The organism is Microcoleus sp. Pol11C3 (assembly GCF_036701485.1).
GTDB lineage: Bacteria > Cyanobacteriota > Cyanobacteriia > Cyanobacteriales > Microcoleaceae > Microcoleus.
Map to the genome: position 1 here is coordinate 43,980 of NZ_JAUBQW010000020.1, position 17,145 is coordinate 61,124.

A 17,145-nucleotide genomic window follows, 5' to 3' on the forward strand; every position below is an offset into this window, starting at 1 on the left:
CGATAAATGCTTAGTCATCAGTGCTTAGTTAGATATTGAAGGAAGAAGAAATATTTTCCCACTCTCCCCCACTTCCCCTATCCCCCACTTCCCTTATCCCCTACTCCCCCAATTCCGCACTCCCCCTTTGCCGCGATGCTGAAGGCAGAATTGGTGAGAGTGTTTGTATCAACTGCTGGAATATCTATACCTGCGGGTAGTATCTAATGCACCGGCCAGAGAGTTAACGTGAAAAATTAAAGAAAAGGAGGTTAGAAAATGCTGCAAGAAAAAAGCACTGAAACAGCCCGCGTCAATGCTCGAAAAACCGATGTTTTTGATGTTTTCAACTTCAAACACTATATGGGGCCAAACCCTTATTTAGGAACAGCGGCTTTAGTTTTTGATTTGGCACTGACGGGCGCGAGCGAACCTTTGCCGATCGCACATTACCAGGAAATTATTGGCCAGCGCTACCCGCAACTCCTGCACGAAACTTTCTCGAACCACGCCCAACTGTTCGGGCGTACCGCCTCAGAAGTAGCAAAACTCGACATGGGTTTGCACTTCCAACACTCGAACATCAAGCCATTTTCTCAGTTTAACAGAATTAGCATAGAAGCACTTCACGCCCGCACCGCCCGATCCGTAGTTTACGCAGTTTGGGATTGGTTTGAAGCCATCAATCAAAATCAAGACTTTCCCTTGGAAGCACAAATAGCCGCGCTGCAAAATATGTTCCGGCAGTCAGTTTACGGAGGTCCGACAGTTTATTCGTTAATGCGATCGGCATCTCAAAAAGGCATTCCCGTATTTTATTTGTGGGATGAAGGATTGATGCAATACGGGTACGGCAAAAAACTCGTGCGCGGCTCTGCAACTACCTTTGATTCTGACAGCCATTTAGACTCAGATTTTACCACGCGCAAAGACGATTGTAAAGCTTTTCTCGCTACATTAGGATTTCCTGTTCCCAAAGGCGATATCGTCTCCACAGAAAACGGAGCTGTGACAGTTGCTAGAGACATTGGCTACCCAGTTGCTGTCAAACCAGTAGTCGGTCATAAAGGAATTGGCGTCACAGCAGATATCCGAGATGCTGAGGAATTGCAGGCCGCTTTTAAAAGAGCAGTTAAGGCAATTCCCGAAACAGAACCGGTGCGAGTAATTGTGGAAAACAGCATCAAAGGATCGGATTTTAGGCTGTTGTGCGTTGACGGCAAATTTGTTTCGGCAACGGAACGCCGACCCGCTTGGGTAACAGGTGATGGCGACTCAACAATTCGCGAATTGATCCGGCGTGAAAACCGCAAATCCGAACGTTTGGATACGCCAACTTCCGCCCTGAGCAAAATTCAGTCCGACGAAGCGATGGAAATGTATCTTGCCGAACAAGGGCTGTCATTGGATAGTGTCCTAGAGCGCGATCGCACTGTGTCTCTACGCAAAGTCGCCAATCTTTCCGCAGGCGGCGTCAGCATCGACGCTACCCGCAATATTCACCCGGATAACATTGTTTTAGCTCAAGATATCGCCCTACATTTTCGGTTAACTTGTTTGGGGGTTGATGTGGTAACAGAAACTCTCGCCAAATCTTGGAAAACAGGCAATTTTGGGATTCTCGAAATCAATGCCGCCCCTGGAATTTTTATGCACCTCAACCCGGCTGTGGGCGAAGGGGTGGATGTGCCTTCGCATATTATCGAAACTTTCTTTGAATCGGGAAAATCCGCCAGAATTCCGATTATTACTTTCAACCGAATTTCGGTGCACGAACTGCAAGAAACAATCGATCACATTCTGTTGCAGCATCCCGATTGGACGATCGGTGCTGTTTGTCGCGGTGGACTTTTTGTCAACCGTTCTGAAAAAGTTTTGAATAAGAATTACAATCTTAACGTGCAAAGTTTGCTGCGGAATCCCAAGCTCGATTTGTTAATTGCTGAATATCCTGAAAACATTTTGGAAGCTGAGGGAATGTTTTATCAGGGAAGCAATATGGTGGTGCTGGACAATCCGGGGGAAACTGAGATGATGTTGGTCAGAGAAAGCACCGATCACGATACTGTTGTGGTGAGGGAGGGAAGTAGTGTTTCTATTCGCCGCCAGGGGTTGATCGAACAGTATACTCTGGGGGATGATGAACCGTTTACACGGGTTTATTTGAAGGAAATAGGGACTGTTTTGTAAGCTGTTCCACATTTAAGTTGGCTTTGTGGGGCGGGTACTCAATACCCGCCCCACCAGATAAAGGCTTTTTCTGGTTACCGGGTGCCTCAGGGGAAGGAAATTGGCGATCGCCCAGATTTGAACTCGCTTCGTTACACTTAGTTACAATTGGTGGCAATCCCTCAGTCGTGGATGCACTATTCCTCAGAAACCCCGTTTCTTGCCATATTTCTCGTTACCACACCAATATTTTCGTAGAAATTAGGTTTCGCAGGGTAAGCCGTATTCCTGCGATCATAAGTTTTTAGACAATTTTGTTTCTGGGCTGTCCCTCGTGTTATCAAGGAACTTCACAAGTCCTTAAACGAATTGCACTCCGGTGGCAGAAGGTGTGGAAATATGAATGTTGCGAGCAATTGGTTTAATTCGCAGAGGAAAAGTTTACAGTCGTACCGTTGCTACATTCCAGTAGCGCTGACTCTTTGCACCGGTACGAGCTTGTCATTGGCAGCCGGGGCATTTGTGTGGCATTCGGAAAACCAACGAATGCAAGTTCAATTTCATGAGCAAGCCGATCGCCTGAATGCGGCATTGCAGCAAAGCATCAACAAAAATTTAGAAGTTCTGTACTCACTTCAAGCATTCTACAGCGCATCTACTGAAGTTAGCAGACAAGGTTTTAAGCAATTCGTTCAACCTGCACTTTCCCGAAATTCTGCTATCCATTCTGTTAACTGGATTCGGCGCGTGCCTGCTGCCCAAAAATCAGCTTACGAAGCGGCAATTCGAGCCGAAGGTTTTCCGGCATTTCAAATTTACGAGCGAGATGCTGACAAAAAGCCGATCAAAGCAAAAGTGCGATCGGAATATTTTCCAATAGCCTACAGAGAAGCACTAGAAGAAGATAACAAAGTGATCGGTTTTGATGTTGCCTCCAGCCCCGATCGCAAAGCAGCTTTAGAGAAGTCGGTAAATACCGGGAAAATAGCTGCTTCCGCGCGGATCACATTAGTCAGCAACGATCAACCGGGATTGCAAGTATTTCTCCCAGTAGCCCGCCGCACAACTTCTCTAGATAACTCGGTCAACGGTCGCCAAAACCTTCGGGGAGTTATTGCGGGTCTGTTTCAGATCACCAGTATGGTCGATTTCTCTTTAGAATCCCTAAATTTAGACAGTATTAATTTTTACCTCTACGACAACTCGGCCACAGGGAAAGAACGCTTTCTGGTGCGCTACGATTCACAAGCTAAGCAGTTGATAGATAACCCAAAACTAGAAAAGCCAGAGTTAACTAATGTTCGGGGAAAAATCTGTCGCAATCCTAGTGCTTGCACTCGCTTATTTAACGTAGCAGACCGCCAGTGGATGCTGCTAGTTTTGCCAGGGAAGGGGTAAAATGGTCTGAGGACGCATCAGGGTTCAGTGGCAATTTGTGCGATCGGGCTGCTGATTACTGGCAGCTTGACGGTTTACCTGTTGATGTCTCTAGAACGTACTGCCAAAGTAGAACAACAAGTGTACGATCGCACAATTCAACTAAAAGAGCGTACCGCTGAACTAGAAACAGCACTAAAAAATTTGCAGGAAACTCAATTTCAACTCATCCAAACTGAAAAAATGTCCAGCTTGGGGCAGTTGGTGGCTGGAGTAGCCCACGAAATTAACAATCCTGTCAACTTCATCTCTGGCAACCTGATCCATACAGGCGAATATACTCGAAGCTTGCTGGAACTTGTGGAAATATACCAGCAGCAATATCCGAACCCAACGCCAGAAGTGCAAGCGAAACTAAAAGAGATAGATTTGGAATTTATCAGTGAAGACTTGCCTAAAATCCTAAAATCTATGAATGTGGGAGCTGAACGCATCCGCCAGATCGTGCTTTCTCTGAGGAATTTTTCGCGCTTGGATGAAGCTGAAATGAAGTCGGTTGACATTCACCAAGGCATTGACAGCACCTTGATGATTTTGGATGTTCGGCTGAAACCCAAAGCAGATTTTCCGGGCATTACAGTCATCAAAGAATACGGCAATTTGCCCTTAGTGGAGTGCTGGGCGGGACAATTAAATCAGGTATTTATGAATGTTTTGAGCAATGCCATTGATGTTTTAGATGAGCCACAAAATAAAAAAAAGCTGCTTGGGCAAAATTCCTCAACTTCGTCATTCTTACCTACTATTTGGATTCGCACTGAACTTTTAAGTTCTAATTGTGTATGCGTGCGGATTGCTGACAATGGAACTGGCATGACGGAGAATGTCAAAAAACGTTTGTTTGAGCCGTTTTTTACTACCAAGCCTGTAGGCAAAGGTACGGGCTTGGGATTGTCGATCGGCTATCAAATAGTGGAAAAACATCAAGGTTCGTTTAGGTGCGTATCGGCTCCGGGAGAGGGAACTGAATTCTGGATTGAGGTGCCCGTTCGGCAACAGTCCGAGCAATCTGTTTCAAAGGTTTCACCTGCGGTAGGTGCCAGTTGGAATTAGCGGGAGAAATCTCGCTTCTAGCTGAGTATTGCTGGAAGCCTCTCACTTTTGCAGCCCAGCTAGAAATGGGAGTTGGGAGGCAAGAGGCAGGAGGAAAGAGGAAGAAGGAAGTAGCCATAAGAATTGTTTTTACAAATATGAAATGTTCCCTAATTCCTGTTTATAAAAGGTGAACTATCCGCACTCTACTTGGGAAAGTTTCGGATTTCGCACTCTACTTTCAACAGTCAACAGTCAATTGTTAGAGTGATTGGCAAGCGCCTGCTAATTTCCAGTGGAATATTGCCGAAAACAAATATATGGGTTTTACCCGTCGTGACAATTTATAATTGTAGCAAGGCCAGATTACCAATTATTAACTACGATGTCTTTACAATCTATTAGCATTCCGCCCACAACCGATCGCCAACCTGTCGCTTTAATTGTCGCTTTGCACGGATGGGGTGCTAATGCTCGGGATTTGACTTCTTTAGCACCGGCTTTCAATTTGCCGGATTATCAGTTTGTGTTTCCCGATGCCCCCTTTCCCCATCCCCAAGTAACGAGCGGCAAAGCGTGGTATAACCTTCAAAGCAAAGATGCTCAGGGATTGATAGAAAGTCGGCAATTGCTGAGGGAATTGTTGCTGTCTTTGGAAAGCAGCACGGGCGTGCCTTTGTCTCGGACGATTTTAGGGGGCTTTTCTCAAGGCGGAGCGATGACTCTGGATGTGGGATTGACTTTGCCCCTAGCGGGTTTAATTTGTCTGAGCGGTTATTTACACCCGATTTCGCCAGTTGCTGGGAGTGCTTTGCCACCTGTTTTAATCGTGCACGGTACTCAAGATACTATTGTGCCCGTTAGTGCTGCTGTGCGATCGCGCGACAGTTTGACTGCTTGGGGAGCTCAGGTGCAGTATCGAGAATTTAACATGGGACACGAGATTCTGCCCGAAGTTATAGATGTAATGCGAAGTTTTGTTGTAGAAACTGTGTCGAAATCCGATTAAAGGTTTAGGATATAGTATGGCGGAAGTCTCGGGCAGGGGAAAAAAATGAAAACTTTAACCAAAGCATCGCGCGATATTGCTGTACTTACTTCTCAGGACGTGGCAGAATTGGCTGTCCGTTTGGAAGTTGACGATTATACAGATCCTTTTGAGGGATTGAATGATTGGCATTTGTTGCGATCGCTTGCCTTTCAGCGGCCGGAGCTGGTTGAACCTTATCTCCACCTTCTGGATATGGAAGCCTACGACGAAGCATAGACTGAAAAATCTAGCTCAAAATTTTCGATGGAATTGAGGAAGAAGTTAGCAGCATATTTTGTTGCGGATTAAACAGATGAATTAGAGATTTGAGTCTGTTTTTATCTTAATTTCTTTCTTGATTCTTTTTTTTTTTTAATGACATGAAAGGCAGACGAATTTTAATCGGCGTTAGTGGGGGGATTGCGGCTTATAAAGTTTGCGAAGTAGTTTCAACTTTAGCAAAAGGTGGAGTGGAAGTTAAAGTTATTCTTACTAATGCGGCCGGGGAGTTTGTAACGCCTTTGACTTTTGCTACTCTTTGCCGCCATCCTGCTTTTACTGACAAAGATTTTTGGCAACCAAGTCACGGCCGCCCGCTGCATATTCAACTGGGAGAATGGGCGGAAGTTTTTGTGATTGCTCCCCTGACTGCTAATACTTTGGCTAAGCTGGCGGGGGGGTTTGCTGATAATTTGCTGACTAATACTGTCTTGGCTTCTAATTGCCCGATTTTGCTGGCACCGGCGATGAATACGGATATGTGGGAACAGCGGGCGGTGCAGCGGAATTGGCGCGAAGTGTTGGCGGATGGGCGCTATCATGCGGCGAATCCGGGAACGGGAATGCTGGCGTGCGATCGCGCGGGTGTCGGCCGCATGGCAGAACCTGGTGATATTTTGCCTCATATTGAATCGCTGTTGTATGCGAAGGGCGATCGAGATTTAGCAGGCCTTCGGGTGTTGATCGGTGCGGGAGGAACGCGCGAACACCTCGATCCGGTGCGGTTTATCGGCAATCCTTCCAGTGGCAAAATGGGTATAGCTTTGGCGCAAGCTGCACAGCACCGCGGCGCGACTGTGACGCTGGTACACAGTATAACGGGCGAATTGCCGCTGTCAGGTATGCGGGCGATCGCAGTTACGAGTGCACAAGAAATGCGGCAGGCGATGCTGCAATGCTTTCACGATGCGGATTTGACGGTGATGGCTGCGGCGGTTGCGGATGTGAAGCCGGCTGAGTACAGTAGTCAGAAATTGCCGAAGCGATCGCTCCCGAATTGTTTACCGTTGGCACCGGTAGCGGATATTGTGGCAGAGTTGGGAAAATTGAAACAGCCACACCAAAAATTAATCGGTTTTGCAGCACAAACTGGAGATATTGTCAAGCCAGCTTTGGAGAAATTGCGGGCAAAGAAACTGGATGTAATTGCCGCCAACCCGATCGATCAAATAGGTGCAGGTTTCGGCAGCAATACCAATCAAGCAATATTAATTAATGCCGCCGGCAAGCAAGTAGAAATAGCACCTTGCAGCAAGCTAGAAATGGCTCATCGGTTGTTAGATTTTGTGATGAACGGGTGAGGGCGCGATCTACTCATTAACTGGGATTAATTACTACTGGTTCAGGCGATAATTCTGATTCCCCCAAATCCGTTGATTCCGAGTCAGCCGACAATTCAGTATCTGCGACAGTAATTTCTAGTTTAAATCCTAATACTTCGAGCACTTCTACCAAGCTGTAAATTTCCGAACCGCCGCTTTCTGTCAGCATCTTGTCGAGTTTTCCGTGATGTTCTTTTGCTGACTCCGAAAGAGCATTCATCCTGATTCGAGCCTCAATCACCTTTCGGATGGCATTTCTCAAAAGGGCGGGTTCAGGATCTTTTTCTTCCAAAATAGCGCCGATAAAACCAGCCGCTTCTTCCGGCTCGTGGAGAGATTCAATTAGGTACTCGCGGTAGCTATCACTTGTCGGTGCTTTCACGTTTTTCATAATCTGTCCAGTATTCTATAGCTTGTCGAATGTTCTGTTCTTGGGTGCTTTTATCCCCAGCTATGAGGATGACCACAATTGTCAAGCCGACTTGTCCGAAGTAGACGCGGTAGCCCGGGCCATAATTAATTCTGAGTTCAAAAACTCATTGTCCCACTGACTTGAAATCTCCGAGATTACCTTGCTCAACTTCGGTCAAGCCTAGATTGGATTCTAACTTTAACATTCCGATCGCGGAGGGCATCAAGCCACTCGGTGAATGGTGCCCTACCCTCTGCTTTAGTGTAACGTAGAATTTCCCTGGGTTGTACTTCCATCATTTTATCGTACTTGATTAACAATTTCTATCGTAAGGGCGATCGACATCGCATTAAGTGGGCAAATCATACTTAAGACAGAGGTATTCGATCGACTTTAAGCTAAACTTTGTGGCAGGAAACTTTGATTAAAACAGGGCCTTCTGAATGAATTTTAAATCGATCGCAAAAACCAATCTACTATTCGGCAGCCTGATAATTAGCCTCGGATTGCAAGCACTTCCAGCAGCAGCGCAACCAGTCACCGACGCGCAAGTTTCCGCCCTCGTAGAAGCGCTGCGACAAGCCGCCCCGCCACAAGCCGCAAACGACGGAATGTACAGTCAGTGGCAAGTTTTACCCAAGAATATTTCCCGCTGGGCAAAATTCTGTACCAAACAAGATTTAACACCGCAACAATTTGAGGCCGACGCAACAAAAGCCAAATCAATTGTTACCTGTATCGTGGGCGATTTGCTGCGTGACGAATACAAAGCTAGCAGCAACAATGAATTAACCGCTATACGCCGCGCCGCTTGCTGGTGGATGACAGGGGAATCCGCAGCTTGCAAAAGTGGCGCAACTGCTACTTTTGCGGATAAAGTTGTCAGCGTTTACCAGCAGCAGCGGCCTAAAAAGTAAAGTTTTTGCTGCGGAATTTAGATTTTTTTGACCGCAGATGGACGCAGATGGTTTTGTGCTGATGGACAGATAAGAGCGATTTTATATCAAATTCAATTATCCTATAAGCGCCAAAGATTCTTGAGAACATTAATCAGCTCTTTCTGTCGTCGAGCGATTACTTCTAGCGTCCATTCCTGTTCCCGCAGCACTTGGGTAGTAAGTGCAAAGGGTGAAACACCTGTTTTAGTGGTGAAATACTTCTGTTTTTTCACATCAAAATCATAATTTTGTGCCAGAGTGTTTTTCGCAGAAGATAGCAAAACTAAGTTGCCAAGACGGTAGTCCTATTTAGGTAATGATGGCTATAAGTTCTTCCAGACAAGGCTTTCAGAGCTTAAAGTCGGCTTTGCAGCCCTGAAGTATCCCGACTTCTTTGGTAGTCCTATTTAGGTAATGATGGCTATAAGTTCTTCCAGACAAGGCTTTCAGAGCTTAAAGTCGGCTTTGCAGCCCTGAAGTATCCCGACTTCTTTCACGTCTTTGCAGCCAGATAGCCAGTAGCTCAACGAGAGAATCAGCATGGTGGCTTCTGTCTTGGGCGGATACTTGGATCTTTCTATACGGCAGTGTCTCCATAGACTCCCGCTTTTAGGCTGTTTCAGCCATCATTACCTTCAGGGCACTACCGCCAAGACGATGTACATATTGATCGCGCTCTTCCTGACTAGGAAACCACTTCATCCACTCACTATTAGCCCCTGGATTTTGGGGAAGTACGTGCTCGACAGTAATGTTGGAGAAGTTGTAAGATGCTTCACCTTCTGACAGAGCAGCATCTAAGCGCAGCAAAACATAACGACGAATTTTTTGAATTAGGTAAAGGTCACTATCGAGGACTTTAAGGATATTGTTTGACTCTTCGGGAGTAAACTGGAGCGGTGAATAGGAATTGAATAAATCTTCCTCTTGCTCAATAGCAGTAAGCAATCTGCTGTAACGTTCAATGCGCTCATTGATATTGGCGCGGACAATCATTAAACCGGCAGCAAGGCGGTCTAAATCTATAAAGAAACGCACCAAATTATCGGGCTTATTACGGTTGCGAGATAGGTATAGAATGGCTGGTGGTATCCAGTCAAAATTATCAATTTTGTTTAACCATTTAAATAGTTGATTAATTTCCTCTGCACGCCCCTCGCTTTCATAGGTTGAGTTGTGAATTTCCGAAAAAGCCTTAGCATAAGGAGCTAAAATTTCATCAATGAATTGCTGAGGCCCAGCCGCAGGATTAATGTTTTCCTGAAACTCTTTAAGGATACTCTTGCTAAGTTTTTTCTTTTCCTTAATCATGCGAATATGAGAAAACAAATCTTTGAATAACTCGCGGCCCAGATTTTCTTCGGTATCTTCCCACTTTTTAGTATATTTTTCTTGTTGGCTTTCGGGTATTTTTCCGATAATGTCCGCTTTCAAGATATCAGTTATGGAGAGATCCAATCCCCTGTTGTTCAACACAGAAAATATCCGATATGCAGAGTCAAAGTCAGGCGTTGAAACTACTACTAAGTAGCACTGGGTAATGATGAACTGGGCAAGACGTATACGGTGGGATTCGGCGATAGTCTGCAAACGTTGCCAGAATAAATATGCGTTTTCTTTAATAAGTTTTTGACTATCCATCAGCTCAGCACTGTTCAATTCTCGAAGCTTGTTAATACCACCTTCATTTTGAATATATGTCTTGAAAAAGTCTGCATCTCGCTCGCGCAAAGTCAGACGGTAACGATTAGAGATATTCGCGATTAAGCTGCCTTTTTGGTATAGATAAGTGGTCAAGTCATTGGCGTGTTCTGTTGGCAATGATGCTCTGAGAGCAGCTAGTAGTATGGTGAGAGTCGTTAGACGTTGCTGACCATCTACAATTTCAGCCTTGGGCTGCTCCGATTTAATCAAAACAATGCTACCGAGAAAGTACGGGTTGAGTTCATCAATCGTCTCGTTACCATCTCCCAAGAATGTTAGCAGGTCTTCCAGAAGTTCCCCAGCTTCCTCCTTTGTCCAAGCATAGGGACGCTGGTAGAGGGGAATGGTGAACATAAAGTCATCGCTAAATATTTTTTTAATCGGATGTTGTTCACCCTTGATGCTGACACGGTTCATGCTGGAGTCCTGTGTTAGGTGTGATTGGTAATTGCTTCCCGAAAGTCAATCTTCCTTATTGCTAGAATACCATGCTCAAGCTTGGAAAGGCGAACTCTCAACTTAGCCTGTGCACGCTGGTTCATTCGTCCCGCCGCAGGTTTCAATCCGATCCTGAATTATCCCTTTTCTGCCTGACTTCTCATCAACTTTTGCACGCTCGCCAAAGCCCGATTTAATTCATAATTTTTTCTTTCTGAATTCTGCAAAAAAGCCTCCTGTTCTTCCTCAATCATTAACACATCCTGCCGCACCAAACCATCTAATAATTTTTGAGCAGCACCAAACAAACTATCTTTGATAAATTTCCGAAACCAAACCGGTAATTTGTGCAGCCGCCAAAACGCATTTAATGAGGTAAAGTGAATTAAATAAGCGCGAGTTGCTGTCTCGCTGACCGGACAAACCAAGCAGTAAATCTTAAAGTCGCTCCCCAAAGTTGAAACCCAGTGCGGGTAAACATAACTCACTTCCAGCGGTTCCGGGTGCAGTCGGCGCAAAGACTTAAAAAATAACTGAGAAATTGACCAGATTTTATCTATTTTGTAATAACTTTGTGCCTGATAGCGAGCAGTTACTTGATGCTCGTTTTCTTCTAAAGTATCTAACACTGGATTTGCCCAAGCTTGCCAATCATCGTGCAAGTGTCCGTGGTACATATCCATCAAGTTTTCGATTAAAAATGAATAGTGTGCCTGACAGTTAATAACTGAAACTGTGGCAACATAATTGAGATGTTCCCACTCTGGCAAATCCAATAAATTAGTTTTTTCGGCTTGGGTTTCGTCGCCAGGAAACAGCCAGATAAAACCGTTGTTTTCCTTGACTGGATAGGAGCGAATTTTGCAGTTAGGTAGCTTTTGATTTTCTGCTAAATAATCGACTTCGGCGCATTCCCCCCTTGCATTTAAGCGCCATCCGTGGTACGCGCATTCGATTAAATCGCCTTTAACTTTGCCGTGGCTGAGTTTAACTTGTCGGTGCGGACATCTGTCTTCTAAAGCGTTGATTTTGCCTGCACTGTCGCGGAAAAGTACGATCGCCCGATTCCAGATTTTCGCAGCGACGGGCTGAGTTTGCACCTCGGTGCTACGGGCGATTGCATACCACAGATCGAGATTAATGCCCAACTGGCGGATGTGAGTTTTTTGTTCTTTTGCAGATACCGATTCTATCGCGTTGTTTTGCATTACAAATGTTCCCAAATTACGCCCATAAAACAACCCAATTTTACAAAATAACAGCCGGGAAAGCAACGACCGTAAATTTTTTTAAATCTCCGTTCTGACAAATACTTATCGCTAGCTAAATGCTTCAACCACCCAGGCGACAATCGAAATTTTAATAATCTTAAAGCATTGCGAAACCCGTAGGTGGAACAGTCGGGTCTAAAATCTCTCGCTGCACCTAATATGTAGCCTATTGTAGCAGGGGTTTCGACTTCCGAAATATTATCTAAAAACACGATTTTTCCGTGCGGATTTAACAATTTTTTAATTGCATTTAGGGCGGCGGGTAGGTTTGGCAGGTGGTGAAAAGTGGCAGCACTAACTATTAAATCAAATTGGCTATCGAGCGCTAATTGACTGGCATCCATTTGGATGTATTCGATATTGGGAGCTGAGCGTTTTTGACTGGCGATCGCCAGCATTTTTGCGGAAAAATCGACGGCGACTACATTATCGTAATACTGGGCTAATTCAAAAGCAAGAATTCCCGAACCGCAGCCAATATCTAATGCTGCACCTTTGCTAGCCGATAGGTTGCTAGTAAAGAAATCGTTCGGGTTCTGCAAGGTGGCAGCGAAATCGTATTCTGTTGCAAAAGCATCAAACATTACAGATTTATTGCAAATTTTGCAGTTACTCTTCAGCATCTATTATTGCTTTATACTCATTCAATAATATTTTAACCGCAGATCTACCCCCCTCAACGCAGATATTTTTTTTGTTCGCAAGCTCTGCCTTTTCTCCTCAGCGAAACCACCCCCCCAAACCGTAACTCATCTTAAAAAAACAAGGCAACTGTAGAAAAGCTTCAAACCCTTCTTGAATCAGTCATTCCCATTTTTTCACATCTAAAATCTAAAATCTAAGGAATGAGAATTAAATAACCTGCAATGCGTGATTTTCTTGTGGGATGGGCCAGAAAGCCCGTCTATAAGAGACGGGCTTTCTGGCCCATCCCACAGGCTTATGCAAATTATTTAATTCACGATCCTAAAATCTAAACTGGTAGGGCTGGGGGCGGGTTTCACCCAGGATAGCAGCCAATAATTGACGATTTATAAAACCCGCCCCCGCTGCAAACCTTAGATTTTTAACACGCCTTCGGGATTCACCGTCAAGAGCGATCGCCTTTGCAAACCCTCCTGATATAAAATAGCATTAGCTGCCAACAAACCGCTGCTAACTGCCCTTTCCATTAAACCGCAAGGAAACGGCATTTTTACCCAATCTCCCGCAAACAAAAGATTAGGTACAGCGCAGCAAGTCTCCGGGCGTTCCGCATAACTACCGGGCGGATATCCCGAGAAATTCTTTTGATTTACCAATTCCCGGTGCAGCATATTTGCCTCTTTTAATTCCGGCACAATTTCGTACAATTCTTGCTCAAAAGTCGCCAGCAAAACTTCCTGATTCGGAAATTCCTTCTCCTTGTAACAATAAGCGTGCAGTTCCACAACACTACCGCCAGTTTTCTGATTCCACTCGATGAACTGATCCTGAATTCGGTGGTAAAGCGTGATGCTGTCAGTCAGTTTGTAGCCGGAAAGCGAACTGAAATTGCTGTGTTCCCAGGGAAATTCGCGATCGAACCAAAAACGACCCACCGCAAACGGATCGGCTATTTTTAAGTTCTCGATCCGGCTGTACACCTGCGGATTTACCTCACCGCTGGCCAAACTAAACAAATGCTGCATCCCCGGAACATCTGCCGCCAAAACATAATAATCAGCCTTCAATGTTTCTCCCAAATTTTGCGGCTGCGACTTGTTAATTGCTGCGGCTAACTGTATTTCATCTGCTTTTTTATCGACTACCTTAAATCGAGGCAAATCCCGCTGAGCCGGCCCGCTGACAACTCGCCCTTCGGCATCAAAAACGGCTCCGTGACAAGGACAGTGAAATTGACCGTCGTTTTGTTTCTGAACTGTGCAGCCTTGGTGAGTGCAGCTCAGAGAAATTGCCTCTTTACCGGACGGTGCGGCGGCAAATACGCTGTCCCCAGCTCCGAAATATTCGGTAGAGTGGCTGTCAGTTAACAGCGCGTTTCTCTTCACCCAAAAAGGTATTTTACTTTGCACGTCTCCCGACTGGTAAGTCAAAGAATCAATCTGACCGTTTTCCCAGCGAATGTCACTGACTGCGACATCTGTCAATACTTTGCCACCTTTGCTTTCAATGGCTCGGGCAATAGGCTGCACCAAACTCGTGCCCATATCTTGCCGCGTGCCGTTGAAGGCCAAACCCTCTGGATTTCCGAAAAAGTAAAAGTGGAAAAATTGCATTAATTCTCCCGCGCTCAATTCGTCTGGAGCGTTGAGGCTGGATTTGGCAAAAGGCAAAAAATACAAGTCATAAAGTCCGCGCGGAAATTCACCTTTTACCCAGTCGGCAACTGATATATTGTCGAGGCGATCGAAAGTTTTTTTAGTTTGAAAACCGCCGATTTCTCGAAAAACTTGCCAGTGAGCGGGTTTTGTAAGATTGATTCCCCACTTTAGCCGATTGGGAGAAGATATCCCCAAGTCCACTATATTCCAGGGAAAAGCTGAATGGTTGGGACGGAAAACTTCGGGTTTGTATTTGCCGTCTCGAAACAGAACGGCGTAGGATTCTAAAGATACAAAGTTATCAGTAATTTCTAGTTCTTCAACCACACTTTTGAGGTTGTAGTATTGCGGAAAAAAACCGTGGAAACCGTGTTCCATCATAAAAGTTTCGTTGCCGACTTGTATGGGCCAACTAGCAATTTTGCCGCCGAGTTGGGGCGATTTGTCGAGCAATGTTACGGCGAAGCCCCGCTGGGAGAGTTCGTAAGCACAGGCGAGTCCGGCCAAGCCTGCCCCCACAACTGCAACGGTTTTGCGGTTATTCAGCATTCGCGGCAAGTCAAGAGAATCTTGCACAAAAATGGTGGGCTCTGGCTTGGAAAATCGAGAGTAGCCCAGCAGCCCGCCGGCGGCACCGACTCCGAGGAATTTGAGGGCGGTTCTTCGAGAAACTGGTTGGGATAGCGGTGAATTGGTTGATTGACTCATCAGCGGTACACGGTAACGGGCTTTAAACACAAATACGCCATAAGGCATATATCATAGACCGAAATCCCGATATGTGAAGAAATACTAAGACACATTCCCCAGTCCGATCGCGATCGCACCGTGTCAAGTTCGATCGCACACAATATTTCTAAGGTATGATGTTTTCTGGGTGTATGTAAAGTATTCTTAAGCCCGCTTTACCAAAGCCCAATTCTAAAATCTATCACCTAAAACCCATAGACTCCCGTGACAGTTAAACTATTGTGGAAATTGCGCCGCCGAGAGTTTCTTAAAGCTTTCTCAATCGGCTTAGCCGCCCCTTTTTTCTATAACGTCGCAGGACATTCTCAAGACTATTCAAATTCAGAAAAAAGTGCGTTACCGAACCCCTCGCAGAGGAGCGCCACCAATCCTATAGCCCGAGAAAACCAAAAACCAGGCACCCCAGACTGGGAGTTAGAAAATCCAGCCACCAAGCGAGAAATCGAAGGTTACGCCTCTGTTACCAGCGTCAATCTCGGCGGCAAAATTAAATTATTTGTCAATACTAAAGAACCCAATTATACCATAGAAATATTCCGCACCGGATGGTATAACGGAATCGGCGGTCGCCGGATGAACGATCCAATTGTGCGCAAGGGAACCAGACAGCCTCCGCCGAGAGAAGATGAAGCCTCGGGACTAATAGAATGCGATTGGAAAGACCCGTATATTTTGCAAATTCCCGAGCGCGCCGATGACTGGATAAGCGGCATTTATTTAGCCAAACTAACCGCCAGCCGAACTGGAAAGCAAAGTTATATCATATTTGTAGTCCGGGATGACGATCGCAAATCCGACATTTTATTTCAGTCCAGCGTTACCACTTTTCAGGCCTACAACAATTGGGGCTACAAATCGCTTTACCGCTGGAACAGTCAGGCAAAACAAGCCTACAAAGTTTCCTTTAATCGGCCCTACGCCATGAGTCCCAACCGCAAGGCAGCTTACGGCGTAGGTGCGGGCGAATTTCTGACCACTTTTCAGCCAAAAAGGAGGACTTCGAGCGCTGGTTGGGAATACAATATGGTCAGGTGGCTGGAAAAAGAAGGCTATGACGTTACCTATGCCACCAACATTGACACGCATTTTAACTCCCGGTTGCTGTTGTCTCACAAAGCATTTTTGTCCGTAGGTCACGACGAATATTGGTCGCGAGATATGCGGGAAAATATAGAAGCAGCTAGAGATGAAGGCGTCAGTATCGGCTTTTTTGGTTCCAATATTTGCTACTGGCAGATCCGCCTAGAACCCAGCCGGATTACTGGCGAAGTAAACCGAACTGTAGTTGCTTATAAAGAAATGGCAGATTTAGACCCTCTGGGCGGATTGAAAAAAGAAGTCGGCGCCGTTAATTCGCCGGTAGAAATAGCGGCAGTTGGGCATTTAAACTACGGCATCGGCAAACCAGACCGCGCTCAAATAGCAACAAGTTACAATAAATCCCCAGCACTTTATTCTTTAGTAACGACTCGCTGGCGAGACCACACTGTCGGCAGTCCCGAAGATGCTTTGATCGGCGTCATGTACGAGACATTTCAAGTTAATTCTGATATTGTCATTGATGAAAGCGCCCCCGATTGGCTGCTAGAAAAAACTGATTTAAAAAAGGGCGACAAGTTGCCGGGACTGTTGGGTTATGAAGTCGATCGAATGTTTGGCAATGCCCCTAAAAATATAGTTCGGGTCGCTCATTCTCCATACCCTCACGGCGGCGGCACTCGCTATGCTGACATGACGGTTTATACAGCAGATTCGGGGGCGAAAGTATTCGCGACCGGTTCCATGCAGTGGGCGTGGGGATTGGACGATTACAATGCGCCGCAGTTACGGCCGCCAGTTTTAAATGCCGGAGCTCAGCAGATAACGCGAAACGTTTTGGCAAAGCTGTTAAATTCAGCTAAACATTGAATCACCGAATAAGTGAATCAACAAAAAACTGTAGGGTACGCACTGCACACCTTACCCTTAAGTAGTTAAATAAAATTAATTACACAAACAACTAATGGCTCTTCAGAACTTATGGTGATAACTTTATCTAATAAAAGATAGACTCGTGCATAAGACTAGAAGCTGAAACTCAT

The 17,145-nt window shown here is 45.5% G+C and carries 13 protein-coding genes and 2 pseudogenes; 8 read left to right on the forward strand and 7 right to left on the reverse strand.

Translation table 11 applies throughout. The features are described 5' to 3' along the window. The first annotated feature begins 258 nt into the window (after positions 1-258). The 6 genes from QUA40_RS07565 to coaBC all read left to right on the forward strand — a co-directional run bounded on the left by QUA40_RS07565 (position 259) and on the right by coaBC (position 7,227). Positions 259-2,169 (forward strand): acetate--CoA ligase family protein, encoded by a 1,911-nt coding sequence (locus tag QUA40_RS07565; RefSeq protein WP_333123505.1) that lies wholly within the window; start codon positions 259-261, stop codon positions 2,167-2,169. A gap of 378 nt (positions 2,170-2,547) precedes the next feature. Then, the gene (locus QUA40_RS28965; protein ID WP_445301131.1) at positions 2,548-3,546 is read left to right on the forward strand and encodes a CHASE domain-containing protein; all 999 of its coding nucleotides are present in this window, start codon (positions 2,548-2,550) and stop codon (positions 3,544-3,546) included. 27 nt (positions 3,547-3,573) lie between these two features. Then, the gene (locus QUA40_RS28970) at positions 3,574-4,638 is read left to right on the forward strand and encodes a sensor histidine kinase (protein ID WP_445301132.1); all 1,065 of its coding nucleotides are present in this window, start codon (positions 3,574-3,576) and stop codon (positions 4,636-4,638) included. A gap of 364 nt (positions 4,639-5,002) precedes the next feature. Then, on the forward strand, positions 5,003-5,626 hold the full coding sequence (locus QUA40_RS07575) for an alpha/beta hydrolase (protein WP_333123508.1): 624 nt from the start codon (positions 5,003-5,005) through the stop codon (positions 5,624-5,626). A gap of 45 nt (positions 5,627-5,671) precedes the next feature. Continuing rightward, positions 5,672-5,884 carry a protein IsiD gene (gene isiD, locus QUA40_RS07580; RefSeq protein ID WP_006632739.1) on the forward strand — a complete coding sequence of 71 codons (213 nt, stop codon included), beginning with the start codon at positions 5,672-5,674 and terminating at the stop codon, positions 5,882-5,884. A gap of 143 nt (positions 5,885-6,027) precedes the next feature. Beyond that, positions 6,028-7,227, forward strand: coding sequence for a bifunctional phosphopantothenoylcysteine decarboxylase/phosphopantothenate--cysteine ligase CoaBC (gene coaBC, locus QUA40_RS07585; protein ID WP_333123511.1), 1,200 nt, complete (start codon positions 6,028-6,030; stop codon positions 7,225-7,227). A gap of 16 nt (positions 7,228-7,243) precedes the next feature. On the opposite strand, the gene QUA40_RS07590 is transcribed toward coaBC, so the two are convergent. Together QUA40_RS07590 and QUA40_RS07595 are read right to left on the reverse strand one after the other, a co-directional pair. Further along, the gene (locus QUA40_RS07590; protein ID WP_333123513.1) at positions 7,244-7,639 is read right to left on the reverse strand and encodes a transcriptional regulator; all 396 of its coding nucleotides are present in this window, start codon (positions 7,637-7,639) and stop codon (positions 7,244-7,246) included. Further along, positions 7,611-7,956 (reverse strand): annotated as a pseudogene (locus tag QUA40_RS07595) (type II toxin-antitoxin system RelE/ParE family toxin). Before QUA40_RS07595 ends, QUA40_RS07590 begins: the two are co-directional and overlap by 29 nt. A 147-nt stretch (positions 7,957-8,103) precedes the next feature. On the opposite strand from QUA40_RS07595, the gene QUA40_RS07600 reads away from it, so the two are divergent. Beyond that, positions 8,104-8,577 carry a hypothetical protein gene (locus tag QUA40_RS07600; RefSeq protein ID WP_333123516.1) on the forward strand — a complete coding sequence of 158 codons (474 nt, stop codon included), beginning with the start codon at positions 8,104-8,106 and terminating at the stop codon, positions 8,575-8,577. A 101-nt stretch (positions 8,578-8,678) separates the two neighbouring features. Here QUA40_RS07600 and QUA40_RS07605 read toward each other — a convergent pair. The 5 genes and pseudogenes from QUA40_RS07605 to QUA40_RS07625 all read right to left on the reverse strand — a co-directional run. Beyond that, a pseudogene (locus tag QUA40_RS07605) lies at positions 8,679-8,888 on the reverse strand (HNH endonuclease family protein); the annotation flags it as partial. 319 nt (positions 8,889-9,207) lie between these two features. Beyond that, positions 9,208-10,719, reverse strand: a complete 1,512-nt coding sequence (locus tag QUA40_RS07610; RefSeq protein WP_333123518.1) for a DUF262 domain-containing HNH endonuclease family protein — start codon at positions 10,717-10,719, stop codon at positions 9,208-9,210. A gap of 158 nt (positions 10,720-10,877) precedes the next feature. After that, on the reverse strand, positions 10,878-11,948 hold the full coding sequence (locus tag QUA40_RS07615) for an aromatic ring-hydroxylating dioxygenase subunit alpha (protein WP_333123521.1): 1,071 nt from the start codon (positions 11,946-11,948) through the stop codon (positions 10,878-10,880). Further along, positions 11,948-12,595 carry a class I SAM-dependent methyltransferase gene (locus QUA40_RS07620; protein ID WP_333123524.1) on the reverse strand — a complete coding sequence of 216 codons (648 nt, stop codon included), beginning with the start codon at positions 12,593-12,595 and terminating at the stop codon, positions 11,948-11,950. The genes QUA40_RS07615 and QUA40_RS07620 overlap by 1 nt, the downstream gene beginning before the upstream one ends. A gap of 474 nt (positions 12,596-13,069) precedes the next feature. Then, positions 13,070-15,022 (reverse strand): FAD-dependent oxidoreductase, encoded by a 1,953-nt coding sequence (locus QUA40_RS07625; RefSeq protein WP_333123527.1) that lies wholly within the window; start codon positions 15,020-15,022, stop codon positions 13,070-13,072. Between the two features lie 246 nt (positions 15,023-15,268). Here QUA40_RS07625 and QUA40_RS07630 point away from each other — a divergent pair, with 246 nt between their 5' ends. Then, on the forward strand, positions 15,269-16,972 hold the full coding sequence (locus tag QUA40_RS07630) for a N,N-dimethylformamidase beta subunit family domain-containing protein (RefSeq protein WP_333123530.1): 1,704 nt from the start codon (positions 15,269-15,271) through the stop codon (positions 16,970-16,972). The last annotated feature ends 173 nt before the right edge of the window (positions 16,973-17,145 follow it).

What these genes read in the sequence shown, in the direction of transcription:
- QUA40_RS07565 (WP_333123505.1), top strand. Translation starts at nt 259, where the DNA reads ATGCTGCAAGAAAAAAGCACTGAAACAGCCCGCGTCAATGCTCGAAAA.
- QUA40_RS28965 (WP_445301131.1), top strand. Translation starts at nt 2,548, where the DNA reads ATGAATGTTGCGAGCAATTGGTTTAATTCGCAGAGGAAAAGTTTACAG.
- QUA40_RS07575 (WP_333123508.1), top strand. Translation starts at nt 5,003, where the DNA reads ATGTCTTTACAATCTATTAGCATTCCGCCCACAACCGATCGCCAACCT.
- isiD (WP_006632739.1), top strand. Translation starts at nt 5,672, where the DNA reads ATGAAAACTTTAACCAAAGCATCGCGCGATATTGCTGTACTTACTTCT.
- coaBC (WP_333123511.1), top strand. Translation starts at nt 6,028, where the DNA reads ATGAAAGGCAGACGAATTTTAATCGGCGTTAGTGGGGGGATTGCGGCT.
- QUA40_RS07590 (WP_333123513.1), bottom strand. Translation starts at nt 7,639, where the DNA reads ATGAAAAACGTGAAAGCACCGACAAGTGATAGCTACCGCGAGTACCTA.
- QUA40_RS07600 (WP_333123516.1), top strand. Translation starts at nt 8,104, where the DNA reads ATGAATTTTAAATCGATCGCAAAAACCAATCTACTATTCGGCAGCCTG.
- QUA40_RS07610 (WP_333123518.1), bottom strand. Translation starts at nt 10,719, where the DNA reads ATGAACCGTGTCAGCATCAAGGGTGAACAACATCCGATTAAAAAAATA.
- QUA40_RS07615 (WP_333123521.1), bottom strand. Translation starts at nt 11,948, where the DNA reads ATGCAAAACAACGCGATAGAATCGGTATCTGCAAAAGAACAAAAAACT.
- QUA40_RS07620 (WP_333123524.1), bottom strand. Translation starts at nt 12,595, where the DNA reads ATGTTTGATGCTTTTGCAACAGAATACGATTTCGCTGCCACCTTGCAG.
- QUA40_RS07625 (WP_333123527.1), bottom strand. Translation starts at nt 15,022, where the DNA reads ATGAGTCAATCAACCAATTCACCGCTATCCCAACCAGTTTCTCGAAGA.